This window comes from Sphingomonas sp. IC-56 (assembly GCF_021043375.1).
In the GTDB taxonomy this organism is placed as follows: Bacteria; Pseudomonadota; Alphaproteobacteria; order Sphingomonadales; family Sphingomonadaceae; genus Sphingomonas.
In genome coordinates this window covers 226,381-252,213 of the sequence record NZ_JAJNDV010000005.1, presented here as the reverse complement: position 1 = coordinate 252,213, position 25,833 = coordinate 226,381, and the positions used below count along the sequence as shown (strand labels likewise).

The 25,833-nt window shown below is 64.3% G+C and carries 25 protein-coding genes; 21 read left to right on the top strand and 4 right to left on the bottom strand.

Translation table 11 applies throughout. From position 1 onward, the window contains the following. Window positions 1-13: 13 nt before the first annotated feature. From LQ953_RS09365 to LQ953_RS09350, 4 genes are read left to right on the top strand one after another with little or no spacing between them, the layout of a single operon-like run. Entirely contained in the window at window positions 14-559 is a 546-nt protein-coding gene (locus LQ953_RS09365; RefSeq protein ID WP_231030462.1) for a flagellar basal body-associated FliL family protein, read from the top strand. Continuing rightward, window positions 556-1,581: a flagellar motor switch protein FliM gene (gene fliM / locus LQ953_RS09360; RefSeq protein ID WP_231030461.1), complete on the top strand. Its 1,026-nt coding sequence runs from the start codon at window positions 556-558 to the stop codon at window positions 1,579-1,581. Before LQ953_RS09365 ends, fliM begins: the two co-directional genes overlap by 4 nt. Continuing rightward, window positions 1,578-1,952 (top strand): DUF6468 domain-containing protein, encoded by a 375-nt coding sequence (locus tag LQ953_RS09355; protein ID WP_231030460.1) that lies wholly within the window; start codon window positions 1,578-1,580, stop codon window positions 1,950-1,952. The genes fliM and LQ953_RS09355 overlap by 4 nt, the downstream gene beginning before the upstream one ends. Continuing rightward, a complete protein-coding gene (locus LQ953_RS09350; RefSeq protein ID WP_231030459.1) occupies window positions 1,952-2,503 on the top strand; it encodes a MotE family protein in 552 nt (183 codons plus the stop codon). Before LQ953_RS09355 ends, LQ953_RS09350 begins: the two co-directional genes overlap by 1 nt. A gap of 77 nt (window positions 2,504-2,580) precedes the next feature. On the opposite strand, the gene LQ953_RS09345 is transcribed toward LQ953_RS09350, so the two are convergent. Beyond that, complete coding sequence (locus LQ953_RS09345) at window positions 2,581-2,997, bottom strand: hypothetical protein (RefSeq protein WP_231030458.1); 417 nt, start codon at window positions 2,995-2,997, stop codon at window positions 2,581-2,583. Window positions 2,998-3,073: 76 nt separating this feature from the next. Here LQ953_RS09345 and LQ953_RS09340 point away from each other — a divergent pair, with 76 nt between their 5' ends. Both LQ953_RS09340 and LQ953_RS09335 read left to right on the top strand, forming a co-directional pair. Beyond that, on the top strand, window positions 3,074-3,298 hold the full coding sequence (locus LQ953_RS09340) for a hypothetical protein (protein WP_231030457.1): 225 nt from the start codon (window positions 3,074-3,076) through the stop codon (window positions 3,296-3,298). After that, window positions 3,298-5,034: a hypothetical protein gene (locus LQ953_RS09335; RefSeq protein ID WP_231030456.1), complete on the top strand. Its 1,737-nt coding sequence runs from the start codon at window positions 3,298-3,300 to the stop codon at window positions 5,032-5,034. The genes LQ953_RS09340 and LQ953_RS09335 overlap by 1 nt, the downstream gene beginning before the upstream one ends. A 73-nt stretch (window positions 5,035-5,107) precedes the next feature. Here LQ953_RS09335 and LQ953_RS09330 read toward each other — a convergent pair whose 3' ends face one another. From LQ953_RS09330 to LQ953_RS09320, 3 genes are read right to left on the bottom strand one after another with little or no spacing between them, the layout of a single operon-like run. Beyond that, the gene (locus LQ953_RS09330) at window positions 5,108-6,016 is read right to left on the bottom strand and encodes a flagellin N-terminal helical domain-containing protein (protein WP_231030455.1); all 909 of its coding nucleotides are present in this window, start codon (window positions 6,014-6,016) and stop codon (window positions 5,108-5,110) included. Between the two features lie 11 nt (window positions 6,017-6,027). Continuing rightward, window positions 6,028-8,148: a flagellar hook-associated protein FlgK gene (locus tag LQ953_RS09325; protein ID WP_231030454.1), complete on the bottom strand. Its 2,121-nt coding sequence runs from the start codon at window positions 8,146-8,148 to the stop codon at window positions 6,028-6,030. Window positions 8,149-8,173: 25 nt separating this feature from the next. Next, entirely contained in the window at window positions 8,174-9,391 is a 1,218-nt protein-coding gene (locus LQ953_RS09320; protein WP_231030517.1) for a flagellar hook protein FlgE, read from the bottom strand. A gap of 278 nt (window positions 9,392-9,669) precedes the next feature. Here LQ953_RS09320 and LQ953_RS09315 point away from each other — a divergent pair, with 278 nt between their 5' ends. The 15 genes from LQ953_RS09315 to LQ953_RS09245 all read left to right on the top strand — a co-directional run bounded on the left by LQ953_RS09315 (window position 9,670) and on the right by LQ953_RS09245 (window position 25,535). Beyond that, on the top strand, window positions 9,670-10,065 hold the full coding sequence (locus LQ953_RS09315; RefSeq protein WP_231030453.1) for a flagellar biosynthesis repressor FlbT: 396 nt from the start codon (window positions 9,670-9,672) through the stop codon (window positions 10,063-10,065). Window positions 10,066-10,077: 12 nt separating this feature from the next. After that, complete coding sequence (gene fliI / locus LQ953_RS09310) at window positions 10,078-11,403, top strand: flagellar protein export ATPase FliI (protein ID WP_231030452.1); 1,326 nt, start codon at window positions 10,078-10,080, stop codon at window positions 11,401-11,403. Then, a complete protein-coding gene (locus LQ953_RS09305; protein WP_231030451.1) occupies window positions 11,400-11,822 on the top strand; it encodes a hypothetical protein in 423 nt (140 codons plus the stop codon). The genes fliI and LQ953_RS09305 overlap by 4 nt, the downstream gene beginning before the upstream one ends. Further along, entirely contained in the window at window positions 11,819-12,880 is a 1,062-nt protein-coding gene (locus LQ953_RS09300; RefSeq protein WP_231030450.1) for a peptidoglycan-binding protein, read from the top strand. The genes LQ953_RS09305 and LQ953_RS09300 overlap by 4 nt, the downstream gene beginning before the upstream one ends. Window positions 12,881-13,104: 224 nt before the next feature. Next, window positions 13,105-14,136 (top strand): sigma factor-like helix-turn-helix DNA-binding protein, encoded by a 1,032-nt coding sequence (locus LQ953_RS09295; RefSeq protein WP_231030449.1) that lies wholly within the window; start codon window positions 13,105-13,107, stop codon window positions 14,134-14,136. 125 nt (window positions 14,137-14,261) lie between these two features. Beyond that, the gene (locus LQ953_RS09290) at window positions 14,262-14,726 is read left to right on the top strand and encodes a hypothetical protein (protein ID WP_231030448.1); all 465 of its coding nucleotides are present in this window, start codon (window positions 14,262-14,264) and stop codon (window positions 14,724-14,726) included. Window positions 14,727-14,904: 178 nt separating this feature from the next. Continuing rightward, window positions 14,905-15,588 carry a dTMP kinase gene (gene tmk, locus LQ953_RS09285; RefSeq protein WP_231030447.1) on the top strand — a complete coding sequence of 228 codons (684 nt, stop codon included), beginning with the start codon at window positions 14,905-14,907 and terminating at the stop codon, window positions 15,586-15,588. A 134-nt stretch (window positions 15,589-15,722) separates the two neighbouring features. After that, entirely contained in the window at window positions 15,723-16,988 is a 1,266-nt protein-coding gene (locus LQ953_RS09280) for a tyrosine-type recombinase/integrase (protein WP_231030446.1), read from the top strand. A gap of 169 nt (window positions 16,989-17,157) precedes the next feature. Further along, window positions 17,158-19,092: a hypothetical protein gene (locus LQ953_RS09275; protein WP_231030445.1), complete on the top strand. Its 1,935-nt coding sequence runs from the start codon at window positions 17,158-17,160 to the stop codon at window positions 19,090-19,092. Next, on the top strand, window positions 19,089-21,233 hold the full coding sequence (locus LQ953_RS09270; RefSeq protein ID WP_231030444.1) for a hypothetical protein: 2,145 nt from the start codon (window positions 19,089-19,091) through the stop codon (window positions 21,231-21,233). The genes LQ953_RS09275 and LQ953_RS09270 overlap by 4 nt, the downstream gene beginning before the upstream one ends. Next, window positions 21,226-21,813, top strand: coding sequence for a hypothetical protein (locus LQ953_RS09265; RefSeq protein ID WP_231030443.1), 588 nt, complete (start codon window positions 21,226-21,228; stop codon window positions 21,811-21,813). The genes LQ953_RS09270 and LQ953_RS09265 overlap by 8 nt, the downstream gene beginning before the upstream one ends. Window positions 21,814-21,934: 121 nt before the next feature. Next, a complete protein-coding gene (locus tag LQ953_RS09260; RefSeq protein ID WP_330999404.1) occupies window positions 21,935-22,606 on the top strand; it encodes a thymidylate kinase in 672 nt (223 codons plus the stop codon). A gap of 92 nt (window positions 22,607-22,698) precedes the next feature. Continuing rightward, on the top strand, window positions 22,699-23,835 hold the full coding sequence (locus LQ953_RS09255; RefSeq protein ID WP_231030516.1) for a fumarylacetoacetate hydrolase family protein: 1,137 nt from the start codon (window positions 22,699-22,701) through the stop codon (window positions 23,833-23,835). Between the two features lie 18 nt (window positions 23,836-23,853). Further along, window positions 23,854-24,645 (top strand): SDR family NAD(P)-dependent oxidoreductase, encoded by a 792-nt coding sequence (locus LQ953_RS09250; RefSeq protein WP_231030441.1) that lies wholly within the window; start codon window positions 23,854-23,856, stop codon window positions 24,643-24,645. Continuing rightward, a complete protein-coding gene (locus LQ953_RS09245; RefSeq protein WP_231030440.1) occupies window positions 24,645-25,535 on the top strand; it encodes an SMP-30/gluconolactonase/LRE family protein in 891 nt (296 codons plus the stop codon). Before LQ953_RS09250 ends, LQ953_RS09245 begins: the two co-directional genes overlap by 1 nt. The last annotated feature ends 298 nt before the right edge of the window (window positions 25,536-25,833 follow it).

The window sequence follows — 25,833 nt, the reverse complement described above, 5'->3', positions numbered from 1 at the left end:
GAGGACTATAGGAATGTCGTCGGACGAGATCGTCGAAGAAGGTGCCAAGCTGGCGCCGCCCAAGAAGTCCAAGAAGAAGCTGATCATCATCGGTTCGGCTGCTGCGGTGCTTCTGCTGGGCGGCGGCGGTGGCGCGGCCATGATGCTCTCGAGCGGCGACGCCAAGGCTGAAGCCGCTGCCGAGGGCGGCCATGGCGACGAAGCCGCAGCCGAAGCCCCTGCCGAAGGCGGCGAAGGCGGCGAAGGTGGAGCCAAGGAAGCATTTGTCGACGTGCCGCCGATGATCGTGAACCTGCGCTCGCCCGATGGCGCCGCGCGCTTCCTCAAGATCCGCTTCATGCTGGTCCCGGGGCCCAAGGGCACTGTCGAGGGTCTGAAGGAAAAGCTTCCCCTGATCCTCGACGCCTATCAGCCCTTCCTGCGCGAACTGCGCCCCGAAGATCTGGCCGGCTCCGCGGCAGTGTTCCGTATCAAGGAAGAGATGCTGTCGCGCGCCACCCAGGCGGTCGGTGCCGGCATGGTGAAGGACGTTCTGATCCAGGATCTGGTGCAGCAATGATCGATCTCGACGATTTCGACCTTCCCGATCCCCCGGCGGCGCCGTTCGCCGCCGATGGCGAGATGAAGTTCGACCAGGCTGATATCGACGCGCTGTTCGGCGATGTCGGCGGCCCGGTGGAAAAGAAGAAGGGCCTGCGCGCCGTCATCGAATCCAAGGTCATCAGCCAAGAGCGTCTGCCGATGCTCGAGGTGGTGTGTGACCGGGTCGTGCGCGCTTTCGCCAGCTCGATGCGCAACCTGACCTCCGACGCGATCGACGTGAGCCTTGAAGAGGTGACCTCGATCCGCTTCGGCGACTTCATGAACCGGATCATGCTCCCCGCGATGGTCGGCGTGTTCCAGGTGAAGGAGTGGCAGAATTTCGGCCTCATCACCGTCAATTCGTCGCTGATCTATTCGGTGGTGGACGCGCTGCTCGGCGGCCGCGGCGGCGGTGCCCAGCCGGTCGTGATCGACGGCCGCCCCTTCACCACCATCGAAACCACGCTGGTTTCGCGCATGCTCGAATTGGCGCTCTCGGACTTCTCCGAAGCGTTCAAGCCGATCGAGCCGGTGACGATGCAGCTTGAGCGTGTGGAATCGAACCCGCGCTTCGCCGCCATCGCCGGCACGTCGAACATTTGCGCGGTGGCAACCTTCCGCGTCGACATGGATGGCCGCGGCGGCGAATTCTCGCTGCTCTTCCCCTATGCGACGCTTGAACCGGTCCGCCACAAGCTGCTGCAACGCTTCATGGGCGAAAAGTCCGGCCGCGACAGCATCTGGGAAGCGCACATGGCGTCCGAGATTCGCAAGACCAATGTCACGGTCGACGTGGTGCTCGGCGAAAAGGCCATGCCGCTTGCTGAACTGAAGGCGCTGGAGGTCGGCCAGACCATTGCGCTGCACAAGAGCCCCGACGATCCGCTCGACCTCGCCTGTGGCGGCGTCAAGCTCGCCCAGACCCAGATCGGTCAGCGCCGCGGCAAGGTTGCCGTCCGCCTGATCTCCGATGTTGCCAAGGAAAGGATGCCCGCATGAGCCTCGCGCTTCTCGCCAACGCGCTCACCATGATCTTCTGCATGGCCGTGCTCGTGCAGAGCGTCCGGATGATGCGGAGCCTGCGCACCGTCAAGGACGGCGCTCTGACCGAAACCGTCAACGCGCTTGAGAAAGCCACTGCCGGCGCCCGCGCTGTGCTCGCCGACATGAAGTCGACGCTCGGCACCGATTGCGCGCAGCATGCCCGCCTGGTCGAGCAGGCTCGCGACCTGCGCGACGAGCTTTCCGACATGATCGGCATCGCCGATGGCGCGTGCGAGCGCATCGTCAACGCGGTCAGCCTCGCCAATGCCCAGCGCCCGGCCGTCGAAGCCGACGCCAAGGCTGACGCCGAAGCAGAGCACGCCTGATGGCTCGCCCTTCCCTCCTCCTGATGACCGCCGCCGCTTCGGCGCTCGCGGTCGTCGCCAACGCGGCCAGCATCGCCGCGCCTGACGCGCAGAGCGTGCCCAAGACGCGTCTCGGGAACTCGATCGAGCAGGACATGAGCGCCAGCGACGCCGCCGCGGCCCGCCGCAAGCGTGGCCTCGATCTGCGCGAACAGGCTGCCAAGGCTGCCGAGGCACGCCTCCAGGCCGATCTCGCCGCGCGCCAGCAACAGGAAACCGCTCCGACGCAGACCGCCGCCAACGGCCAGGCCGAGGCGCCCGAAGCGCAGTTCGATGAACTCGCCCGCATCTATCAGGCGATGAAGCCTGCCAAAGCCGCGGTGGTGTTCGAACAGCTCGACATGGAAGTGCAGATGAAGGTCGCGCAGCGCATGCGTGAGCGTTCGACCGCCATGATCCTCGCCGCCATGACGCCCAAGGGCGCCGCCGCGCTTTCCATGGCCCTCGCCCGCCGCAGCGCCGGTCGGCCACAGGTCGCGGCTACAGGCGCAAAGCCGCCAAAGGCGCGCTAAGCCATTGACCTGAAAAACGAAAAGGCCGGAGTATCCACTCCGGCCTTTTCTTTTTCCGCGTCTACCAGATAGTTGCCTCAGCTGGACGAGGCGGAAACCTCGACGATCAGCACCCGCGAAATGCCCGGCTCGGCAATCTTCAACGCGGCAGTCAGGTCATGGTCCAGCTCCTCGGCATCCACTGCCCTCAGACCCGAAGCATTCAGCCGCGCGAACTCCAGTCCGGCAGCAACGCTCGCCTGCCGCAGCATCGGCATCTCCGCAGTCGCCTTCGCAGCAGCTTCGGCATTGGCCGCTTCCAGCACCAGCTTGAAGCGCAGCGATCCGCTCACCCGATCAGCATCGATGATCGGCACGACCACCTGCTCCATCGTCACCAGGTTGAGGCCCTCGGCCCCACCCCCGCCGCCACCCGACGCCCGCGCATCGCCCCCGCCCGGCAGCGGCATCACCGCAGCCGTCAGCGCCAGCGCTGCCATGGTCCCGTTACGCACACCAATCTCCTGTAACCGGGCAGCCGCTTAGACTGCCAATCCTCTATAATAGGAGAAACTGTTAGCAGGTGTTTCCTTGAGCTTTGATCAACGCCCCGGAAAAATGCGCGTGGTCTCGGACGGCAGCCAGTCGCCCCAGATGCGCCGCACCGACGCGCCTACCGATGCAGCAGTGCCGCAGCTTGCGCTGCCCGCTCCTGCCAAGCAGGGCCTGCCGATCCTGGGCGCCGCGCTGTTCGTGATCGCCTGCGCGATCGGCGGGGTCGCCATCGCCATCATTCGCCCGCTCGGGCTCGGCTGATGCGCACTGCCCTTCTCGCGCTCAGCGCCACCGCCGCTGCCGTCACGCCCGCCGCACAACCGGCGAGCATCAGCGCCCTCCCACCTTTCGCCGCTGAACTCGCCGAACTGCCGCCGATCACCGGCGGCGCCGGCTGGCACGGTGAGACCGGGCAAAAGGCCTGGGACCTGCTCGCCACCGTCGCCCCGGCCAAGCGCCAGGCAGCGCGCTGGAACTTCGCGCTCGGCCTGCTCGCCAAGGAACGCGGGGCCGAAGCACTCGGTGTGCTCGATGTCATGGCTGAGAGCGACGAGGATCTGAAACTCGTCCTGCCGTATCAGCTCGCACGCGGAGTCGCCTTGACGCTGCTCGGCCGCGACGCCGACGCGGTCGAAGCGATGGGCAATCCCGATCTTGCCGCAAATCCGGAAGCTTGTGCCTGGCGCCTGCGCGCGCTCGCGCATCTCGGCTCGGCCCCTGCGGCGGTCGGACAGATCAACTGCGCCCTGCCCGCGATCAACGGTCGCGCGCCCAACGACCGTGCGCCTTTCGTCCTTGCCGCCGCGCGCGCCGCGATCGACACCAATCAGCCTCAGCCTGCGCTCGCCTGGCTCAAGCTCTTCAGCGAACAGAACCCCGACGCCAACCTGCTGCGCGGCCGCGCCCTTCTCGCTGCCGGCGATCTCGACGGCGGCAAGCTTCTCCTTGAGCGCGCCAAGCGCAGCGGTTCGCCCGAAGTAGCGGCAGAGGCGGACCTGGCACTCACTCAGTCGCAGCTCGCCGCCGGTAAGATCGATCCGAAGACGGCGCAGAAGCAACTCGATGAACTACGCTATCGCTGGCGCGGCGGCCCAGTCGAGGAACAGGCGCTGCGCCTGTCCTTCAAGCTCGCAAGTGATGCGCATGATCTAAGCGGCCAGCTTCGCGCCGGCGCCACCCTGTTCCGCTATTACAAGCTCGGCAGGGAAGCGGCACCGATGCTCGCAACCGTTCAAACGCAGATGGCCGCAATCTTGGCCCCAGGCAGTGGCGTTCCGCTCGCCGACGCAGCTGGGCTCTACTGGGACTATCGCGAGCTGGCGCCTGGCGGTGCCGAGGGCGACTTGCTGGTCCTGCATCTCGCCGATCGCCTCGGCGAAGCCGGTCTGTACGGCCGCGCTGCCGAATTGCTGCAATATCAGCTGACGCAGCGTGCGCAGGATGTCGCGCAGGGTCCCTTGTCGGTGAAGGTCGCCTCGCTTCAGATCCTCGCCAACAGGCCAGATCGCGCGCTCAAGATCCTGCAGGACACCGAACAGCCCAGCTATTCGGACGCCATGCGCCAGGACCGCAAGCGCATGGAAGCCATCGCGCTCCACAAGCTCGGCCGCGATGCCGCCGCCATGGCCGCGCTTGAAGGCGTACCCGGCGGCGCCGCGGTAAAGGCGGAGCTTCATTGGCGTTCCAAAGATTGGGGCGGGTTCGTAACCGAGAATGAAGCCAGCCTACCCTCCCCGCAAGGCATGACTCAGCCACAGCAGGCGGCGGTGCTGCGCCAGGCGGTAGCGCTCGGCATGATCGGGGATGAGGGCCGGCTCCACAAGCTGCGCGCTCGTTATATCGGCGCCTTCAAGACACTGCCCAGCGGCCAGGCTTTCGATGTCCTCACGGGCAAACCCGGCGACGCCAATCCCGCGACGCTCAGCGCAGCCATGGGTGCCATCCCGGACGCCAGTCCGGCGGGCTCGATCGGGAACCTGCTCGACGCGGGTGCCTGACCTTCCCCCTTACGCCGATCAAAAAAAAGCCCCGCGAAAGCGGGGCTTTTTCGTTGGCGGTGTTGCCGAGGCCTCACCGTATATAATTCACCAGGCTCAGCGAGCTCAGCTGCGAGAACACGGAATAACTCGCCTCAAGCACCGCCTTCTGCTGGGCAAGATCGATCGCCACTTGGCCCAGGTCAGCATCCTCGTTGCTCTCGATCACACCGCTCAGCAGCAGCGCCCGCTCGTCATTGCGCTTGGTCATTGTCTCCAGCTGCGCCTGCTTGCGGCCGTTCTCGGCATTGACGCTGCGGGTTGACGTCAGCCCCTTGTCGATCTGGTCCATAGCCGTCTTCAGCGCAGTAATCTGGTCCTCGGTGGGCGTCTCGCCAAACGGGCCGGCCTGCGCAAGCGTGCGGAACGCGGCGTAGAGATCCTTCCCTGCCGAGCTGGCCGAGATACCATAGGTCAGGTCCACGCCATCGGCGATGCGCGCGCTGGACTTGATGCCATCATCCTGGAACGCTGCGTCCGCGTCGGTCGCTGCAACCTCGGCGAGCGAAGCTGGAATGAACGGATCGCCAACCGTCTGTGAACCGCCGAACAGCGGCGCACCGCCTTCGGACAGGTTCAAGGCGCTGCGGAACTGACTGAATGCGGACTGGACCGCCTCCTGCAGTCCATCGGCCTTGCCGGTACCGATCGCGTTCAGAACATCCACGCGCAGTTCGGACGTGGCAGTATCGATCCCTTCCAGACTGCCCTGGTACAGCGACAGGCTCGTGTCCACGCGCTTCGCAACCGTTGATTGCGCTTCCTGACGCGCCAGCATGCTGTGCGCCGACAGGTTGCGAACGGTCTCCGTGCCAAGGTCGGCGTAGGTAGTTGCCTTCTTTCCGGTGGAAAGCTGAGCCTGGGTGACCGCCAGCTTCTCCTGCGAACGCATAATCGCATCCGACAGGGTGCGCTGGAGCGGAATGGTAGCAACGCGGGCCATCTATCTAATCCTTATCGCATCATGCCGAGCAGGGTGTCGTACATCTCGCTCGCGGTCGAAATGACGCGAGCGGCGGCAGAATAGCTGTTCTGCAGCACGACCATCTGGGCGAGTTCTTCGTCGATATTGACGCCGGCAAAGCTGTCGCGGCGGCTGACCGCGTCATCCATGCGCGCCGCGGTGTCCGTCATTCGGCCCTCAGCCTGGTTCGCCTGGAGGCCTACGCGGCCCAGGAACTGGCTGGAGAACCGCTCCAACGTAGCCGTTCCGTTCCTGCCGAAGTCTACAGCCTTGTCGAGCTGGTTCACGAACGCAGTGGCGTTGCGCAGATCGCCCGCGCCCAGCGCCTTGCCGCCGATCGCCACATCGCTCTGCAACTGCGCCAGCGGCATCTTGGCCGGGCTCGCGAGAATGTCGGATCGGACCTGGCCCTGAGCGAGCCCCGTGCTGGCGCCAGTGACGCTCAGGAGCGTGGAAAAATTGCGCCCGGTGCCCAGGCGATTGGTCGAGTCCGAGGGGACCGACAAGGACGAACCTGCCGATCCGGAGCTCGGCTCGAACTGCAACCGCCCCTTGTCGTCCAGCGCGAAGTCACCAAAGTCGCCCAGCGGGCTTGCGTTCAGGTCGCTGACCAGATCGTCGAACGTACCGCCGGCAGCTGGTTCAAGGGTGTGGCTTGCCAGCACGCGTCCGGTGGCGTCGCGCAGCACCATCTGCGTCGTTTCACCCGCAGCGAAGCCATGCGGATCGGTGGCTTTGAAGCCTGAGGGCACCAGCGAACTGCTGTCGCTGCGCACCATGTCGTTCAGCCCGAAGAACTGCGACACGCCCGAACCGCCACGGTCACTCGGCTTGGCCGCATCCTGACCGATCGCAACACCGTTGCCGGTGCCGTTCGCCGTGATCTTCAGCTTGCCGTCAACGAAGCTGGCAGTCGCAGCGCCACCCACACCGGCGGCGTTTCCGCCAAAGCCGATGTTGATCGCCGAAACCATCTGGTAGATCGTCGCGGTCGGACCCAGCGCATCGAAATCGACCTTGGTCTTGGCGACCAGCGTGCCGTCGGCCTTGGTCACCGCAAAGGTCGCAGCGCCCGTGAAGCCCAGCCGGTCGCTTCCAGCCAAGCCGGTCTGACGGCCATCCAGGCTCGCCGGCGGCGGAACCGTGGAGCCGGCGTTGGAAACGCTATTCAGCGTCTGTGCCAGCCCGCCGAACATCACGCCCAGCTGGTCGGTGAATTCAGGTAGCGCCCGGTCGCGTAGGTCGATCAGCCCGCCCAGTCGCCCGCCGATGGTAGCACCGTCGATCTTCTCGCCCGTGGCAGTACCCGCGCCGCCATCAGTGGCTGCAAACCGGATCTCGATGCTCGGATAGGTCGGCTGCGACGTGCCGTCGCCACCGGTAGGATAGGAAAGCTGGCGCAGCTTCCTATCGAGCAGTGCCTGGCCAGTATTGGTTTCGATCGCGACGCGCCCATCGGGCTGTTCGCGAACCGTGACCGCCATCAGCCCACTGAGTTCCTGGATGGCGTTCATCCGTTGATCGGCGGCACCGCCGGCATCCTTGCCCAGCCCAGTGGCCGACGCCACGCTTCCGTTCAGATCGTGGATCCGTGACAACAGCGAATTGATCTTGTCGACCGTATAGCCGACTTCGGCCTCCACGTCGCCGCGCAGCCCGGCGACATCGCCCTGGATCTGCTGCATGGACGAGATCGCGTCCTGCACATTGGCGTTGAACACGGCGGTAGTCTGTTCGGACGCCTGCGAGCCGGTCATCGCGACAGCGGACGCGGAGATCGCGTCCAGTCGCGCGGGCAGTCCGGTGGAGGCTCCCGGCTGGCCGAGCAGCGCCTGCAAGCGGTCGAGATATGTCGAGCTTGCCTCCGCACGGCCGTAATCGCCCGCGCGGCGGTATACCGTGGCTTCCAGGAACTTGTCGGCGACGCGGGTGGGCTCGCCCACCACGACGCCGCTGACCTGTCCCGCGACCACACCGGTGGACAGGTTCACGCGTTGCCGCGCGTAACCCGTCACACCGACATTGGCGATGTTGTTCGAAACAGCACGCAACCCGGCCTGTGCCGCAGCAAGGCCAGAGGTTGCAGAGCTGAGTATGTCGTTGAGCGCCATCGCCAATCAGTCTCGCTCTAAAAGATTAACGCTTCAGGTCGCTCACTTCGCGGAGCATGTCGTCCACGGTGGTGATGATCTTGGACGACGCGCTATAGGCGCGCTGGAAGCGGATCATGTTGGTGAACTCGCTGGCGAGATCGACCGTCGATGCTTCCAGCGAGCTGGACGCGATATCGCCCGCGCCCAGCGAACCCGGCGTGTTCAGCGTGACGCCGCCCGAAGCCTTGCTCACCGTGTAGGCATTGCCCGACAGGCGCGTCAGGCCGTCCGGATTCTGGAAGGTCGCGATTGGAAGCTGGAACACGTCGCGCGTGCTGCCATCGTCGAAGATCGCGCTGACGCGGCCCGTCTTGCTGACGTCCACGCTCACCAGATTGCCAAGCAGGCCGCCATTGACGTTCGACGAGACCACCGACGAGGGGCCACCAAACTGCGTAATACCGTTGATGCCGCCGCTCGGCGAGCCGGGCGTGCCGAATTCCAGCGTGATCTCTTCGGATGCGGCGCCGGCTGCAGCCCAGTTCGGCTTCACCTTGAACTCGCCGGTGATCGACCCTTGCGTCGCGTCGGTGATCGACTTCAGGCTGCCATCGCCGTTGAATTCCATCGTGCCGCCGGCGATCTGAGCCGGCGTCGCGTCGGGCGAGCTGACCGAGAAGCTCCAGAGATTGGCGCCGGTCTTGGTGAAGGTGGTGGTCAGCGTATGCGAACCGCCACGGGAATCGGATACGTCGAACGAGCGGTTGAACGTGCCTTCGGGCGAACCGACAACGGCGTTGTCCTGAAGGTTCGCGCGCAGCTGAAGGCGCGTGGTCGGCGACGCCGTGCCAACCAGGTCGCTGACGCGGACCGGCTCCAGCGCGTCGAGGCTGCCGGTGTTGGTGAAGTCACCCGCGCCGTTCAGGCGCCAGCCCTGCAGGTACAGGCCCGAGGAATTGCGCAGGAAGCCTTCTTCGTCCTGCTTGAACGATCCGGCGCGCGTGAATGCGACCGAGCTGTCGCCCTCGGTGCCCGTACGCGTGATAAAGAAGCCGCCACCGTCGATGGCGAGGTCGGTCGAGCTGCCCGAGGCCTGAAGCAGGCCCTGCTTGGAAACCAGTGCCGTCGGCGCAGCGGCCACGCCGCCGGCCGAGTAATTGGCCTTTGCGCGGCCATCGGTCACCAACGTGCGGAACTGGGCTTCGACGCCCTTATACCCGACGGTGTTGATGTTGGTGATGTTGTCCGCAACGGTCGCCATCGCGGCCGACTGGGCACTCAGACCGGACACACCGGCATAAAGAGCGGAATATAGGCTCAAGTTTCTGCACTCCTGACGATCGCCCGCCGTTCCCGCGAGCCATAGTCAGCATAATAGGACGCGGATCGGCGCGACCCAACGAACCCTCAAATTTGGTGCCCGCAACCGGCCCGGGGCGCGGCCAGATCAGGCGATAGGCAAAATTTGCCGCCCGATCGCAACACCTGCCCGTCGCCGCCTCTATAATGCTGGCAACACCCAGAAAAAGGTTTGCTCCCATGCTCCGCATCACGCTTCGCGATGGAGAAAAGGCGATCATCAACGGCGCGGTCATTCGCGCAGTCGGCCGCACGCAATTCGCGGTCGAAAATCAGGTGTCGATCCTGCGCGGACGCGAAGTGATGCGTCCGGAGGAAGCGACCACGCCGGCTCGCCAGCTCTATTTCGCCGCCATGCTCGCGTATATCGATCCCGACAACCGCACCTCGCATCAGGACACGGTGGTGAGCCTGCTCGGCACTTTGGTGGCCCGCTTTGCCTCGCCGACCGCGCGTTCGGCCTGCATCGCGTTCGCGCATGACATGGCGCAGGGCGAATATTACCGCGCGCTCTCCGCCGCACGCGACCTGATCGCGTTCGAGAGCGAAGCCGACGAAGCCGTCCAGGCCGCCTGAGGCTCGACGCTCGTGCAGACGCTTGCCAGCGCAGCCCGCGCGATCCGCGACATGGTGCCCGACCGTCGGTTCGGGCGCGTGGTTGCGGTACGCGGCGCCTTGATCGAAGTCGAAGGCCTGACCGGCGTCGCCCAGATCGGCAGCCGCGTCGAAATCTTCGGCGCGAATGGCAAGGTCGAAGCCGAAGTGACTGCGCTGGACCGCGAAGTCGCGCTCTGCCTGCCCTTCACTGATCCGCAGGGCGTAGGCCTTGGCGCGCGCGCCGATCTCGCCGCCGGCCAGTTCAGCGTCCGCCCCTCCTCTGCCTGGCTTGGCCGCATGATTGACGGCCTTGGCCGGCCGGTCGACGGCCTGGGACCGCTACCCAACGGTGCCGACCCGCAGCCGATCAAGGCCGCGCCGCCTGCCGCCTCCAGCCGTGGCCGCGTCGGCCATCGCATCGAAACCGGCGTCCGCACGCTCGACCTGTTCGTGCCCCTCTGCCTCGGCCAGCGCCTGGGCCTGTTCGCAGGTTCGGGCGTCGGCAAGTCCGTCCTGCTGTCGATGCTCGCGCGCTGGACCAATTGCGACGTCGCGGTGATCGGCTTGATCGGCGAGCGCGGCCGCGAAGTGCAGGAATTCATCGAAGACGATCTGGGACCCGAGGGCATGGCCCGCTCGGTCGTCGTCGTCGCCACCTCCGACGAACCCGCGCTGATGCGCCGCCAGGCCGCCTGGACGACCATGGCCGTCGCCGAGCATTTCCGCGACCAGGGCCTCAACGTCCTCTGCCTCATGGACTCGGTTACCCGCTTCGCCATGGCGCAGCGTGAGATCGGCCTCGCCTCGGGCGAGCCGCCCGCCACCAAGGGCTATACCCCCACCGTGTTTGCCGAACTGCCGCGCCTGCTGGAACGTGCAGGCCCCGGCGGCCCGGGCTCGGGCATGATCACCGGCCTGTTCACCGTGCTTGTCGACGGCGACGACCATAATGAGCCGGTAGCCGACGCCGTGCGCGGCATCCTCGACGGGCACGTCGTGATGCGCCGCGCCATTGCCGAGCGTGGCCGCTATCCCGCCATCGACATTCTCAAGTCGGTGTCCCGTACGTTGCCGCACTGCATGAACGACGAACAGAATGCGACGCGCCTCGCCGCGCGCAAGCTGATGTCGACCTTCTCCGACATGGAGGAGATGGTCCGGCTCGGCGCCTATAAGGCCGGTTCGTCCCAGGAAGTCGACCGCGCGGTCGCCCTGGCGCCGCAAATCGAACAGCTCATCAACCAGGGCAAGCACGATCCCGGCAATGCTGATGCCGCCTTTGCCGCGCTCGCCGAAATCGTGAGTGCCGCCCAATGACGCCCTTCGACACTGCGTTGCGCGTCCATCGCCGCGAAGTCGACGCCCTGAAGGCATCGATCAGCACCGAGGTCGACCGCATCTCCACGCTCGACAGCCAGACGCGCGCCCATGAAGAGCGGCTCCGCCAGGAGCGCGCGCTCGCTTATACGATGCCGTTCGCGTCCGACGCCTACACCATGCGGATGAAGGCCGAACGCATTCGCCTCGACGAAGCCGCGAATCACGCGCAGATCCGCCTGGGCCAGCTGCGCGCCCAGACCGTTGAAGTCTATGGCACGATGCGCGCGATCGAAGGCGCCGCCGAGCGCTTCCAGGACGATGCCGACCGCACCGCCGCCGTCGCCGAGCAGGGCGCGATCGACGACATCGCCGCGGCCAAGTTCATCGCGGCGCGCCGAAAGGGACGCGGCCAATGATCCCCCGCACCGAACTCGCCAGCCTGACGCCGGCGCAGCGCGCCAACGTGATTTTCTCCGAAGCGCAATCGGCGCTGTCCAACCGCCTGTGGCGCGCCGCGCTTGGCGACGGTGACAGCAAGGGCGATCGCGACTCCACGTCGCTGACCGGCAACCGCATGAACATGGACTCGCTGCTCGGCCTGCTGAGCGGCGGCGACGCCCAGCCCATGAGCGGCGCCGCGGGACATTGCGCCTGCCAGTGCGCCTGTTCGTGCCACACCCAGAATGCCCGGCACGACGAAGCCGCTGCGGGAGGCCTGGGCAATGCAGGTGGTTTCGGCCAATCCTCCAATGACGACGCGCGTCGCAAAAGCCTGTCCGAACCTGCCGCCATCATCGCGGCTCCGGTCGCCGGCGTCGCAGGCGGCGGGCTCCAGCTTGGCACCAATGCGCGTTACGCTGGCGTCTTCGCGCTCGCCGAGTCGCGTACCGGCATCCCGGCCTCCGCGCTCGCCGCGATCGTTGACGCCGAAGCCGCCAAGGGCTCCGACGGCGCCTGGAACATCCATTCCCGCAATCCGCGCTCCAGTGCGGCCGGGCTGGGCCAGTTCCTCAGCGGCACATGGCAGGATCTCGCCCAGACGCCGGGCACCTGGCTCAACGGCCATGCCGCCGAGCGCGGTTGGCTGGACGGCCGCGGCCGGGTGCAGCCCGCTGCCCGCGCGGAGCTGCTCGCGCTACGCTATGATGCGCAGGCCTCGATCCTCGGCGTTGCAGACCTGGCCAAGAACAACCTCAACCGACTCGAACAGGCCGGCGTTCGCGTGCGCAGCGATGCAGAGACGCTCGCCAAGGCGGCCTATCTTGGCCATCATCTGGGCCTAGGCGACGCCAGGAAGTTCCTGGCGGGCGGGATCGAGGGTGGCCGCGCACGCATGCTGCTTTCCGCCCAGATCGGCAGTTCGGCCGCCGAACAGCGAATCGCCAGCACCGGCGACGCGACCCAGGCGCACCGCCAATGGCTGCTGGGATTCATCGAGCGAAAAATTCGCCCTGATCAATTCGCCGCAGCCTGATTTTTCTTCCTATAATAAAATTGTGAACGCGCTCCCCTCTGGAAAATCAGGGTGGATTCGGCGTTAACCATCTGATCGATGGACCTTTTTTTCAGGTCGAGAGTTGCCGCTACGCAATTCCACCTATGTGAAGGTTTATCAGTCCTTTAACTAGTTAACGGCATTTGTCCCTTGTGAACGGAGCGCGACAGCGTCCCGCCGCGAACCAGGGGAAGCCAATAACAATGTCGAAGACCACGATCGCGCTTGAAGCCGCCGTTGCTGTCGTTCTCGAGAACACGCCCAAGGACGCGCCGCAGACCAACCGTCAGCGCGTCTATGTCGACCGTGCCTTCGCGCAGATCCTCAAGCTGATCGCCCCGCGCATCCGCCACTTCGTCCGCCAGTATGGCCTGGTCGCGCATTTCGACGACGCTGAGCAGTGCTGCGCCATCGCCGTGCACCGCGCCATCGAAGCCTATGACCCCGCCAAGGCACAGTTCACCACCTTCGTGAACTGGCAGATCCGCGGCGAGCTCCAGAGCCTGCGCTTCCGCCTGATGACCGACCAGCGCCCCTCGGCCAAGAAGGTCGAAGCCACCACCGTGTCGCTCTCCGCCCTCGCCACCGGCCCGGACGGCGAGGAAATCTCTCCCGAGGCGATGATCGTCGATGAGGACGCGCTGGAGCGCACCGAATCCGCCGCCTCCGACTATCTCGCAGACGGCGCCATCTCGTCGCTGATCGACGCCTATGTCGATCACCTGCGCAAGGTCGGCATCGAGGCACTCGCCCGCCGTCCGCGCCCGAAGCGCCAGGAAGCAGCCCTTCGCCGCGAAGGTCCGCGCCTCAAGACCGCGACTCACGGCATCGACCCCGCCGAACTTGAAAAGCTGGAAGCCAAGCTCGAACGTGACCGCGAGATCGTCGCCCGCCGCGTGTTCCAGGCTTCGACTCTGGACGATCTATCGCTCGAAACCGGCGTGACCAAGGAGCGCGTGCGCCAGATCACCAAGCGCGCCGCCAAGACCATTGCGGAGATCGCCGCTGCCGACCCGCGCTTCGCCGTCATGGCCGAGTTCGACCGTCCGGCTCCGAAGCGCCGCCCGGCTGCCGCACCGGCCGCTACGCTGCTCCCGGATGCAGACCTGCCCCACAACCGCCTCGCCATGGTTCGCGCCGTGGAAGCGACGGAACTGACGGCAGATGCCATCGCCGCCATCGAAGGCGTCGAAGCGCCTCTGCTCGCGCTCTCCGCGAACGCCCGGCTGCATTGATCGGTATTTAACTGAAGGATCGCGGCACGCCCCGCCTCCTCTGCTCTATAATGTACTCAGGTTTTTGAGGGGAACCTGATGTACGCGAAGACGCCATGCTCACGATGACGACAGGGTGGACGGCCATGCCGCACCCCAACCGCCACCTCACTGCAAAGGCAGAAGCGGTAGCCCGCCTCGCCCGGCCCCTGCTGGACGACGGCCCGGGCTTGCTGATGGGTCTGGAGCTCGACTCCGCCGACAGCCTGCGTGTCATCTGGTGGCGCTGCGACGACTTCTCGGAAGTGGCGCAGATCAATGCATGCCCCGAAGGCTTCTGTCCCGAAGACACGGACGAAGGCGCGCTTCAGGAAGCCGCATTCGAACTCCTGGAATATCTCGGCGGCCGCTGGCCCAATCCGCCCGTCGCGGTCGGTGTCATCACCGACGGCACCGGAGTCGCATTCACGCCCGACCATCCCCAGCCTTCCGCGCCCGGCTGGCTGCTACGCCATGTCGGCGGCGCCGCGCCGCTGCTCGCCATCGTGCCGCTCGACCCACAGGGCCCCTGCGCGCTTCTGGCACGTCCGGAAACGGGCGTCTTCCACTAGGGCTCAGCCCCTTCCGCCTCCATGCTTGGACGCGTAAGGGCATCGCCATGGGCAAGTTGATCGCGATCGAAGGGGGCGTTATCAAGCCCGCCGCTAGTCTCACGACTGTCCAGTCGACCGCAAATAGCACGGTTGTAGTCGTGAGACATGGTGGCGTCTCGCCACAGGAGAATGAGCAATGAGGCCGGCGTTCCTCGCCGTCGAAGGGGTCGACGGGTGCGGCAAGACAGGGATCGTCGCTGCCATCGTCAATCACCTTGCAAGCCACGGCATCGATGTTCTCGCTACGCGGGAGCCGGGCGGCACCCACCAAGGTGAGCAGATCCGCTCTCTGATCCTCTCCGGGGCTGACGACGCCTGGGATCCACACTCCGAACTGTTGCTAATGACCGCTGCCCGCGTCGAGCACGTTCGGCGCGTGATCCTTCCGGCCGTAGCGTCAGGACGGTCGGTCGTCAGTGACCGCTATGTGGGGTCGACAATCGCGTACCAGGGAGCCGGGCGCGGCATGTCCGTCGACTTCATCACGGGTCTCCATGCGGCCGCCGTAGGGGACGTCTGGCCCGATCTGACGATCATCCTTGATCTAGACGCCGGGATTGGACTCTCACGCAGTCGCAGGAGGCTCGGCGCCTCGAACGTGGACGAAGGCCGTTTCGAGACGCTCGACCTTGAGTTCCATCGCCGAATCCGGCAATCCTATCTCGATCAGGCGAGGATTTCGCCAGATCGGCACGTCGTCGTCGACGCATCGGGGACGCCAGCGGAGGTTCTTGATCGGACCTTGTTTGCAATCGACGCTTGGAACGCGCAGCGACAGCACGGATCGTCGCTACAGTTGAATTTTCAGGGTGGAACCTGATCCATCCTGAAAGATTCATGGTTCGTTCCTTGCGGAGCAGAGCCGCCGCGCCATTCGAAGAATACTTGGCGAGGCAAGGATTTTGGACACCATTCCACCTGTATCGGATGGTCTAATCCCGAATCGAGCGAACCGTGCAATCCGTTACCGCCAGCATAAAGATCAAACCGGACGCCTTCAGAAGCACGCTTGCCGACGTGCTAGGTAGCAATGTGACATCCACCAGGCATCCGGCCGCCTTTGACGATCAGATAGCGACAGTGGAAGGCATCAACTTCGTCTTCGATTGCAACGGTAACTATGTAGACGAGATCAATGGTTGGTTTCTGATCCAGGCCAGAAAGACGACGTCGCCAGCAACCCGGAACACACTGACGGGGGCAGTAAAGGCGATCTTCTCCTGGTTCGACCAGAACGACTACGACTGGCGGGTCTGCACCGAGTTAGCCCACGCCAACCTCATGCTCCAGCACTTCCGCGGAACGACCGAGGTGGATGGACGCAGAACGAAACCAAGAGTGGGAAAAGCCACCTGGAACCAGCGCATCGGATACTGGCTGCGCTTTCTCCGCTTTGGTGAAAAGAACGGCTTCGTAGATGAGATAGGATACGATCTTGAGGACGTCCGCCAGCGTGGCCGATCCGACCCGCTGATACGTGCCCTGCTGCCCGACGAATTCCGCTCACTAATCGATCTTGTACCGACGCAGCGGCTTCGTGCCGGAATGAACGTGCTTGCTGGAACCGGCATGCGGTCTAGCGAGAACGCTGCGCTGACCATCGCTGACGTGCCGCCGCTCGCCGAGTTCGCCGGCTCGTCATACCGGCCACGCGTCATTGTTGGAAAGGGCGATAAGAAACGTGAGATCCTATGGCCCTTCACAGCCGCAAAGAGCGTCTGGGCCTACCACCGGATCGAACGTTCCCTAGCCGTCGACGAACTCAGCCGCCGCATCATCGCCGGTCAACGATCGGCGGAAAGCCCGGTACTCGCATGGGGCGAGCAGGATGGCGTACGCGTTCTACGCGAACGCGACGATGCGCCGCTATGGCTCCGTGAAGATGGGGAACCCCTGTCGCCCAAGCGCTGGGGCAAGGAGTTCACCAGCATCCAAAAATCGGTCGGCACTCGCGTGTCGCCGCATTGGCTGCGGCACACCTACGCGGTGGTCACTCTGTCCAACCTCATCAAGCAGCAGATCCGCATCGAGATAGCTGAGGCGAAACTGGGGACTAGCGGACGCCGCGAATACTTTCGTAGCCCGCTGGACGAGGTCCGGCGGCGTTTAGGCCACTCCTCCATCGAGACGACCATGGTATACCTCGACCACGTCGCCGAGCATCGACACCTGCTCCATCTCGCCATCCGCGACATGGAGGACGGTTACCTCGATGCTTGATTCTAGTACCCACCCCAGCCCAGTCCTTGCGCTTAATGTCGATGCAGTTCGCGCTGCAATCCGGGAGTCCCTTAGCTTCCGTTTCGAGCCGCTTCACGGCAACGGAAACCCTTGCGACATTAGTCTTGCAGACTTTGTCGACACGCGGATCGCGTCCATCGCAGGGGATATGCTCGTCGCTTTGTGGGAGACCTCCGCAAGGCTTAAGTCTTCTTCCGTAAGCAAAAATCTTGAAAGCGCCCGCTGGTTCTTGCGATATCTCCTTGACGACATCTCGGCGGTTGCAGCCGCTCACGCGCCGGCGAAAACGCAGGACATCACCTTTCAGACAGTACGCGATTTTGAGCGATGGATGCGGGCGCGCGAGAGGAAGATAATATCGGTTCTGGATGAACGGGCACAGCAGCTTGAGGAGAGACTCAGATCTCCGCTTATAGCCGGCAAAGAGGGTAAGGTTTCCCTGGCCGCACTTGGGGCTGAGATGGATTGGCCGACTGGGTACATTCATCAGCACAAGCAACTGGTGAACATGGTGTCGGTCGCTGCCGCTGAAATGGGAAGCAGCATCCGCCTGCCAGGCGACCAACCGGCAGTACAGCGCGTTGCCAAGAAAGGTCCTATAGGCTCCAAGCGGGTCGAAGTTACCTACTACGCAGTGGCAAAATTACTGCGTCGCATGCAGGACGGCGGATGCGTCTTCTCTCCCGGGTTCGTCGTCCCCGAACTGACCGCGCTTCAGCCCGATGGTCCGGTAAAGACGCCGGCTCTCGACGGACGGGAACGCAAACTGCTTCGCAAAGCGTGCTTCACCGCTGTCCGATCCGTCAGAACGAGGCTGCTTGTGGACGGTCCAGCCAAGGCGCAGAGCGGAGTAAGCCAACCTGGACAGGATCTGCGCGCTTGGGCGGCGGAGACGAACAACCTCCTCGCCTACCTGTCGACGCAGTGGCCCGGTCAGGTACCCCACAGGTCCAATCGCCTGTGGGACGCGATCTACAACGCGCTGCCAACTCACGGCGGCGACCATCACCCACATGCTCTGGCGCTCCAACTCTGTCCTGGCGGCCTGGACCTAGTGCCGTTCATCGTCCTCATCGGCATGAACAGGCATGCTCCGCTGAACCTGTCCTCCGTCCTCGACCTGTCTTGGTGTCCGGAAACTCCTGACCAGCACTGCCTCCAGTGGAGCCCGACGCCCAAGCACGCCCGAATCATGTTCGACAAGCCGCGGGCTGCCAGTGACCGCGAGTTAATCGATGTTCCAGATCGTGGTGATCTCGACATCCCCGGCCTGCTCCGTATGGTAGCCGCGATTACCGCACCGCTTCGAGAGCGGCTGCCGAAAGCTGACCGAAATGCTCTATGGCTCTATTTGGGATTAAAGGGCGAGATTCACCGGATAGATGGACCGACCCTCGGCAGGTACTTCAGGCAATTTCTCGATAGACACGAACTCGCTGCCACTGATGCGAGGAACGGCATCTTCTATCGCCGGTTGCGTCCCACGGCCATCTCCGAAGTCGCGATGGCCTCCGGCATCGGAGTGGCGCAGAACGCGGCCAGTCACTCGCAACCAGCCCAAACGATCGCATATGCGTTGAACCCCACATCCCATGTCCGGCTCGCTGCGGAGGTGGCATCCGCTCAGAGCAAGGCGCTGACCAGCCTTCTTGATGGATATGGGGGCCGACCAGACGAACAGGAGATAGCGCGTGTAGCCGCCGAGCTGAACCTACCAACCGGTGCGGCGCTCGAAATCGTGCTGGGTAAACGCGACAAGCTCTTTAACGCCTGCGTCGACGATCGGAACGGCGCCGGCCCTGAGCCTGCGGGTCGTAGATGCGGCAGGTTCGAGGCATGTCTGGTTTGTTCGAACAGCATCATCGTCGAGCGACATCTGCCTCGGCTGATCGCCTACCAGGAACATTGGATATCCATGACCGAGATGATGTCCGCTGACGCATGGAACGATGCTCATGCGCTCAACTGTGCTATCGTCGATGAGCACCTAACCAAGTTCCCGGCGAAAGTCGTTTCCGCGGCACGGGCCACGGTTGCGGCATCGTCGACGCCCATCCCTTACCGCCGGTTCATGCAATCGTGATCGGGGAGCTTACTCAGAAGGTCAGCCTGGCGAAAACGGGCATGGAAGCCAGGCGTCGCCGCGTACCAGCTGTCGGCTGGACTGTACCACTTGAAACGGTCGTCACCAGGTCAGGTAGCCGACTCGCCGACCTGACATGGGACTTCTCGCAGGACCATGCGGAACTCGGCAAGGCGAACTGGTCGGGACCGATTATGATCGACGGCATGGTTGTCGGTGACACGTCCGACGACGCCCATCGCAGTTTGATCAATGTCCTCCAGCAGGCCGTGGCCGCACGCTGGCTGTATGCTACCCGCGACGACGGACGACGATGGAATGCGAAGCGCGCGTACGATGCCGTAAACGCGTCCAATCGCTTCGTGCAGTGGCTCGCCTCAATCGGCATCACCCAGCCGGAAGAAATCACTGAGGATATCCTCGTCGTGTGGCTCGAAGAAGTTAGAGTCAGAAGGGACGGCACGCCGCGCACCTATCGTCATCAGCGCACGCTCTTCGATCCTCCGCTGCTGCTCTGGCGCATGCGATCCCGCGTGGATCGCTCTCTGCCTAACGCACCCGAAGGATCTCTCCCCGAAGACTATATCGACGCGCAGGACGACACCAAGCCCGTTCCGTTGATACCCAGACCCGTGCTTGAGCACGTGATTGGTGCCGCGCATCGATACGTTGCTGTATATTCCTCCGACATCAGGTCGGCGCGAAAGTTCCTCGACCATCTGGCACATCAGTGGTCTGACGCCACCGGCCGACCCATTCCGACCTGGAAGCGAGGCGATGCCGAATACAAGCGGTTCGAAAAATGGATTGGAAATCGCTTCGGTTGGGCAAGCGCGACAGCTCGGGGAAACATGGGGAATCCTGCGCCTTGGAATGAAGACGGCGCCTTCGTTATCGATCCGGATACGGGTTTGCCCTGGATCAAGGGAGTCATGTCTCGACGCCACCTCCAGCAACTGGAAAACAGCCTCAGAACCTCCTGCTACATCGTTATCGCCTTCATGACCGGTGGGCGCAACACGGAGATGAACCAACTCCAAGTCGACTGCACCTCGGTACGTGCAGACGAGCAGGAGCGTGTGCGGGAGTTCTTCATCCGCGGCAAGGTGACCAAGCACCGTGGTGACGGACAGGACGTGGAATGGGGCGTTCCTCAGATCGCCGTCCATGCTGCAGGCATCATGCTCGACATGTGCGCACCGTGGCGCAAGCGGACGGGATCTGCACGTCTGTTCGTGACGCAGACGGGCGAGAAAATGAACGACTCGATCGTCAACAACGATCTAAAGGTGTTCCTGGAACGAATCGGCGCACCCTATGTGAACGGCAAGCCGTTCCCGCTTACCACCCATCAGTTTCGCGTCGCGCTTGCGCAGTGGCTCGGGGCGGAACCCATCGGCGAACTGGCCGGCGCCTTTCACCTAAAGCAGCTGAACACCGCCGCCTTCCGAGGTTACCTACGCGAGGATCCGGAGTTTCGCTCCCTGTTCGAGGCATTCGAGGTTCAGGCCGGAACAGACCACCTGGGCATGCTGATGCATGAGCCGGTCATCAGCGGTCGCATGGGCGACGAGATAATGGCGTCACGGACGCCCGAACGGCAGGCCGCTAACGAAGCTGAGGTTCGGATCATGAACCTAGCCCAAGTTGGACGGGAAGCCCCGTCGCCGCGCGTCATGCAGAAGCTCAGGAAGGTCGGCCGACCGATCTACCTGACGTCCTTCAGCACTTGCGTGTTTGATGCCGATGCCGCGGAATGTCTGAAGGGGCGGCCCCCGCACGAACGCGACCGCCCCCTGACTCACCGCTGCAGTCCGCTGACGTGCGCGAACTCCGCCATCACGAGGCTGCAGATACCGGCGTACCTTGAGAACTGCGAGGCTTACTTGGCTATGGTGGCCGACCCAACTTCAAGCTCGTCGCAGGTCGAATTGGCACGTCACGAAGCCAGCACGCTTGTGGAACTGATAATGCCCCATAGACCAGTTCTGAATGCCGAGCTTGCCGCCATCCACGATCGTGTGGTGAATGCAGATGCCCGGGAAGCCGAAACCGTCTCCCTTATTCGTCGGCGCAATGAAGTCGAGCAGCTTCTCGACAGGATCGACATCGTGACCCGGGGGGTGGCTGATAATGCCTAGGGCACCAACTGCCGGAGCTCGAGCGGCGGCCGTTGCCAGCCGCCGCGCCCAACAAGACGCCAGGCTAGCCGATCTCCGCGACCGCCTCGCACGCGCTGCCGCCGAGATCGCAAGCGGCGCCCTCGATCGCGCCACGTTCAAATTGTCGAACGTGTATGGTGACGCTGGTATTTCGAAGGCGACCTTCTACCGATTCAGGCAGGCTGACGGCGAGGTGCAGCGACTTTGCGTTGCGCTAGAACCTCCCCCTCCGCCTGTCTCCGCCGTCGAGCACGACGTGGAGGACACACATGATGCTGATCGCATAATCACGCTGATGCAGCAGGTGGTCACAGCCAAGGCTTACATCGCCATGCTGCAGGTCGAACGGCAGGGAACGGAAAAGACCATCAAGGGGCACAAGGGCTCGATCAGGGTCCTTCAGGACAGAATGGCGCATCTGAGCGCCCGTCTTCTGACAAGTGATGAGCGAGTTAGGTCCTTGGAGCGACTGCTCCGTCAGCATGGCATCGACTTCCCTGATGCCGCCGCGGCGGCATCAGGGAAGCCTGACCTTCGCGTCGTCAAGGATAAACAATAAACCAAGGAGGAAGCGGATGATCATGCTCGACATCGCGCGTGACAAAGGACTCCGCCGCCCTGGCCTCATTGCTGGGAGATTCTCAAGGGTGACCAGTACCCGCAGTCCTAAGAAGCCTAGAATACGTTCTGTCGCGAGACGCCGCAGGGCAGGGGCGATAAGCGCCGACGGCGTCGGCAAGAACACGGCTGCACGCGGGTTGTGCGATGCACTCAACGAGTCGGGCCAAAAGGCCGTGGTCATCGGCTTCCCGCGCTATGGCGAAACCGTCGCAGGCGTGACCATCGGCCGGTTTCTGGCCGGCGACATGCCGGTAGCCGTCACGCCCGAAGCTGCCGCGGTCCTGTACGCGCTCGATCGCCGCGAATGGCTTTCTCATATCGAGGAAGCCCGCGACACGCATGACGTGGTGATCTTCGACCGCTACATCGCCTCCAACATGGCCTATCAGGCCGCGCGTGCGGATCCGGCCGCGGCGCGCAACCTGATGGACTGGATCGCTCGGCTTGAGCTGGATCAGTTCGCCCTGCCCGCCCCAAGTCTCTCGCTATATCTCGACACGCCTTGGGACCTAGCCCGCGAACTCATCCTGCAAAAGGCACAGCGCAGCTACACCGACCGCAGCTTCGATGAATATGAGGCCGACATCGCGCTTCAGCAGCGGGTGCGCGCCAATTACGAAGCGATCGTCGCCGCCGATCTGCTCGGCCCATGGCGCGTGATACAGACCAGCGCCAACGGTTCGATGCGCCCGCGAGAAGCTATTGTCAGTGAAATAGCTTGTCATATATGAAACAACGCGCTTTCTACGCCGTTGGGACAGCTTGACAGGCCCGCGTTCACGGCACCATGGTACCGCTATCAAACCTATAAAGTGGATGAGGAATCTTGGAAGCACCGACCGCCGCAGCCTTGCTGCCTCATGACCACGCACAGGCCGTCCTGGTCGGTCGCGTGCTCCTCGACGCTGGCCCCACCCCCGTACTCCTTCGCGACGGCCAGGTACTCGACCTGTCCGCCGTTGCGCCGACCGTGGCCGACCTGCTCGACCGTGACGATGTCGCGACGCTAGACGGCCCCGTAATCGGCTCGGTGGACGCACTGGGCACGCCTGAAGGTCTCCGCCTCCTGGCGCCGATCGACTTGCAGGTGGTCAAGGCCTGCGGCGTCACCTTCGCCCTCTCCGCGATCGAACGCGTGATCGAGGAACGCGCCCGCGGCGACGCGGACAAGGCGTCGGCCATCCGCGGCGAACTGGAAGCCAAGGTCGGCTCGGGCATCCGTTCGGTCGTCCCCGGCAGCGACGAAGCCGCCAGCCTCAAGGCTGCGCTGATCGAAGCCGGCATGTGGTCGCAATATCTCGAAGTCGCGATCGGCCCGGACGCGGAGGTGTTCACCAAGGCGCCCGTACTTTCGGCGATCGGCTGGGGCGGCGATATCGGCATCCGCTCGGACAGCGACTGGAACAACCCCGAACCCGAAGTCGTCCTGATCGTCGACCGCAACGGCACGCCCAAGGGCGCGGCGCTCGGCAACGACGTCAATCTGCGCGATTTCGAAGGGCGCAGCGCGCTGCTCCTCGGCAAGGCCAAGGACAACAACGCCTCGACCAGCATCGGCCCGTTCATCCGCCTGTTCGACCGCACCTTCACCATGGACGATGTCCGCTCGGCGGTGGTCGATCTCCATATCACGGGGCCGGAGGGCTACACGCTCCAGGGCACCAACAAGATGAGCGAGATCAGCCGCGATCCGACCGATCTCGTCCGCCAGGCGCTCAGCGAGCACCAATATCCCGACGGCTTCGCGCTGTTCCTCGGCACGTTGTTCGCGCCCGTCCAGGACCGCGACCATCCCGGCCGGGGCTTCACGCACAAGGACGGCGACGTCGTCCGCATCTCCACGCCAAAGCTCGGCACGCTCGTCAACCGCGTGACCACTTCCAAGGCCGCTGCGCCCTGGGACTTCGGCATTCGCGACCTGATGCGCAACTTGGCCAAGCGCGGCCTGCTGCACTCCTGATCACAAGGCACCACTGACATGCACGACCTCCAGGCCGCCCCGCCTCCCCGCGACCAGCGCGCCGTCTATCCCAGCCTGCGCGGCAAGCGCGTCCTTATTACCGGTGGCGGCTCGGGCATCGGCGCCGGCCTGGTAGAAGGCTTCGTCGCCCAGGGCGCCCGCGTCACTTTCTTCGACATCGCCGAAGCGGATTCGCACGCGCTTGCCGAAGCGCTGTCGGGCGCCGAGCATCCGCCGGTCTTCGAACGCGTCGACCTGACCCACATTCCTGCGCTTCAGGCAACGATCCAGCGCCTGACCGACAGCGGCGGCGCGTTCGACGTGCTCATCAACAATGCGGGCAATGACGATCGCCACACGGTCGACCAGGTCACGCCCGATTACTGGGACAACCGCTTCGCGGTGAACCTGCGCCACCTGTTCTTCGCCGCCCAGTCGGTGATCCCGGGCATGAAGGCGCAGGGAGGCGGCGTGATCGTCAACCTCGGCTCGATCTCCTGGCACCTCGCCCTTGCCGAACTGCCGCTCTACCAGACCTGCAAGGCCGCGATCGAAGGCCTGACCCGCAGCCTCGCGCGCGATCTGGGTCCGGACAATATCCGTTCGGTCTGCATCGTCCCCGGCAACGTCAAGACGCCGCGCCAGGAGAAGTGGTACACGCCCGAAGGCGAGGCCGAGATCGTCGCCGCCCAGTGCCTCAAGGGTCGCCTGGTCCCCGACGACATTGCCGCCATGGCCTTGTTCCTTGCCTCGGACGATGCCCGGCTGGTAACCAACCACGAATATTTCGTGGATGCAGGTTGGCGCTAATGAACAAGGTGGTGTTGTCTGAACCGGCGAGCGTGTGGGATCTCCACGCGCCGCTTGGCGAGGGTCCGGTCTGGGTTGAGCGCGATCAGGCATTGTGGTTCGTCGACATCAAGAGCCACAAGATCCACCGCTATGATCCCGCGAGCGGGGACAAGAAGAGCTGGGACGCGCCTGCCCAGGTCAGCTTCGTGCTGCCGATCGAAAGCGGCGGCTTTGCCGTCGGCTTGAAGACTGGCGTCGCCCGTTTCGACGAGCGCGACGGCAGCTTCACGCCGCTCGCTACGCCCGAACCCGACAAGCCCAACAACCGCCTCAACGACGCCACCGTCGACTCTGAGGGCCGGCTCTGGTTCGGCAGCATGGACGATGGTGAGGAAGCGATCACCGGCGCCGTCTATCGCCTGGCAGAGGGAGGCGAATGCGTGCCTACCACGCCGCTGGTGGCGATCACCAACGGCCCGGCCGTCGCGCCGGACGGCAAGACGCTCTACCATGTCGACACGCTCGGCGGCGTGATCCACGCCTGCGACATCGACGCCGCCGGCATGCTCATCAACCCGCGCGAATTCATCCGCATCCCGTACGGCAAGGGTTTCCCGGACGGCTGCGTCGTCGACAGCGAAGGCTGTGTCTGGGTCGGCCTCTACACCGGCTGGGCCGTGCACCGCTATTCGCCGCAAGGCGAACTGCTCGAGGAAGTGAAATTCCCGGTCAGCGCGATCACCAAGATCGCCTTTGGCGGCCCGGACCTCAAGACCGTGTTCGCGACCACCGCCAACAAGCACGTCACCCCGGAAGACAAGGACAAGGAGCCGCTTGCCGGCAATCTGTTCCAGTTCCAGGTGAGCGTAGCCGGGCAAGCAGGTCACCTGATCCGCCAAGGCGTCTAGCCCAACAACTTCGCGGCGCCCGCAATCTTCCCCCCGCTTCAGCGGGGGAAGGTGGCATGGGAAGCATGACGCCGCGGGCACCCCCGCAAGCACGGCTACCAAATAGGCAAAACGAGTTCCCCGGCGAAGGCCGGGGCCCAGTCGCGGCGCAGTGCGGGGCGGCGGGATGCCCTTGCGCGAATGTATGGCGGCTGGGCCCCGGCCTTCGCCGGGGGACCACTAGTGACGCAAGCGACCGGCACCGCCTAGCCACTCTGGGCCAGACACCGCAGCACCCACACAAAAAGAAAAGGGCCGC

Bases quoted from the DNA above. Each gene is read 5' to 3' on its own strand.
- LQ953_RS09365 (WP_231030462.1), top strand. From the start codon at position 14: ATGTCGTCGGACGAGATCGTCGAAGAAGGTGCCAAGCTGGCGCCGCCC.
- fliM (WP_231030461.1), top strand. From the start codon at position 556: ATGATCGATCTCGACGATTTCGACCTTCCCGATCCCCCGGCGGCGCCG.
- LQ953_RS09355 (WP_231030460.1), top strand. From the start codon at position 1,578: ATGAGCCTCGCGCTTCTCGCCAACGCGCTCACCATGATCTTCTGCATG.
- LQ953_RS09350 (WP_231030459.1), top strand. From the start codon at position 1,952: ATGGCTCGCCCTTCCCTCCTCCTGATGACCGCCGCCGCTTCGGCGCTC.
- LQ953_RS09335 (WP_231030456.1), top strand. From the start codon at position 3,298: ATGCGCACTGCCCTTCTCGCGCTCAGCGCCACCGCCGCTGCCGTCACG.
- LQ953_RS09330 (WP_231030455.1), bottom strand. From the start codon at position 6,016: ATGGCCCGCGTTGCTACCATTCCGCTCCAGCGCACCCTGTCGGATGCG.
- LQ953_RS09325 (WP_231030454.1), bottom strand. From the start codon at position 8,148: ATGGCGCTCAACGACATACTCAGCTCTGCAACCTCTGGCCTTGCTGCG.
- LQ953_RS09320 (WP_231030517.1), bottom strand. From the start codon at position 9,391: ATGGCGACCGTTGCGGACAACATCACCAACATCAACACCGTCGGGTAT.
- LQ953_RS09315 (WP_231030453.1), top strand. From the start codon at position 9,670: ATGCTCCGCATCACGCTTCGCGATGGAGAAAAGGCGATCATCAACGGC.
- LQ953_RS09305 (WP_231030451.1), top strand. From the start codon at position 11,400: ATGACGCCCTTCGACACTGCGTTGCGCGTCCATCGCCGCGAAGTCGAC.
- LQ953_RS09300 (WP_231030450.1), top strand. From the start codon at position 11,819: ATGATCCCCCGCACCGAACTCGCCAGCCTGACGCCGGCGCAGCGCGCC.
- LQ953_RS09295 (WP_231030449.1), top strand. From the start codon at position 13,105: ATGTCGAAGACCACGATCGCGCTTGAAGCCGCCGTTGCTGTCGTTCTC.
- LQ953_RS09290 (WP_231030448.1), top strand. From the start codon at position 14,262: ATGCCGCACCCCAACCGCCACCTCACTGCAAAGGCAGAAGCGGTAGCC.
- tmk (WP_231030447.1), top strand. From the start codon at position 14,905: ATGAGGCCGGCGTTCCTCGCCGTCGAAGGGGTCGACGGGTGCGGCAAG.
- LQ953_RS09275 (WP_231030445.1), top strand. From the start codon at position 17,158: ATGCTCGTCGCTTTGTGGGAGACCTCCGCAAGGCTTAAGTCTTCTTCC.
- LQ953_RS09265 (WP_231030443.1), top strand. From the start codon at position 21,226: ATGCCTAGGGCACCAACTGCCGGAGCTCGAGCGGCGGCCGTTGCCAGC.
- LQ953_RS09250 (WP_231030441.1), top strand. From the start codon at position 23,854: ATGCACGACCTCCAGGCCGCCCCGCCTCCCCGCGACCAGCGCGCCGTC.
- LQ953_RS09245 (WP_231030440.1), top strand. From the start codon at position 24,645: ATGAACAAGGTGGTGTTGTCTGAACCGGCGAGCGTGTGGGATCTCCAC.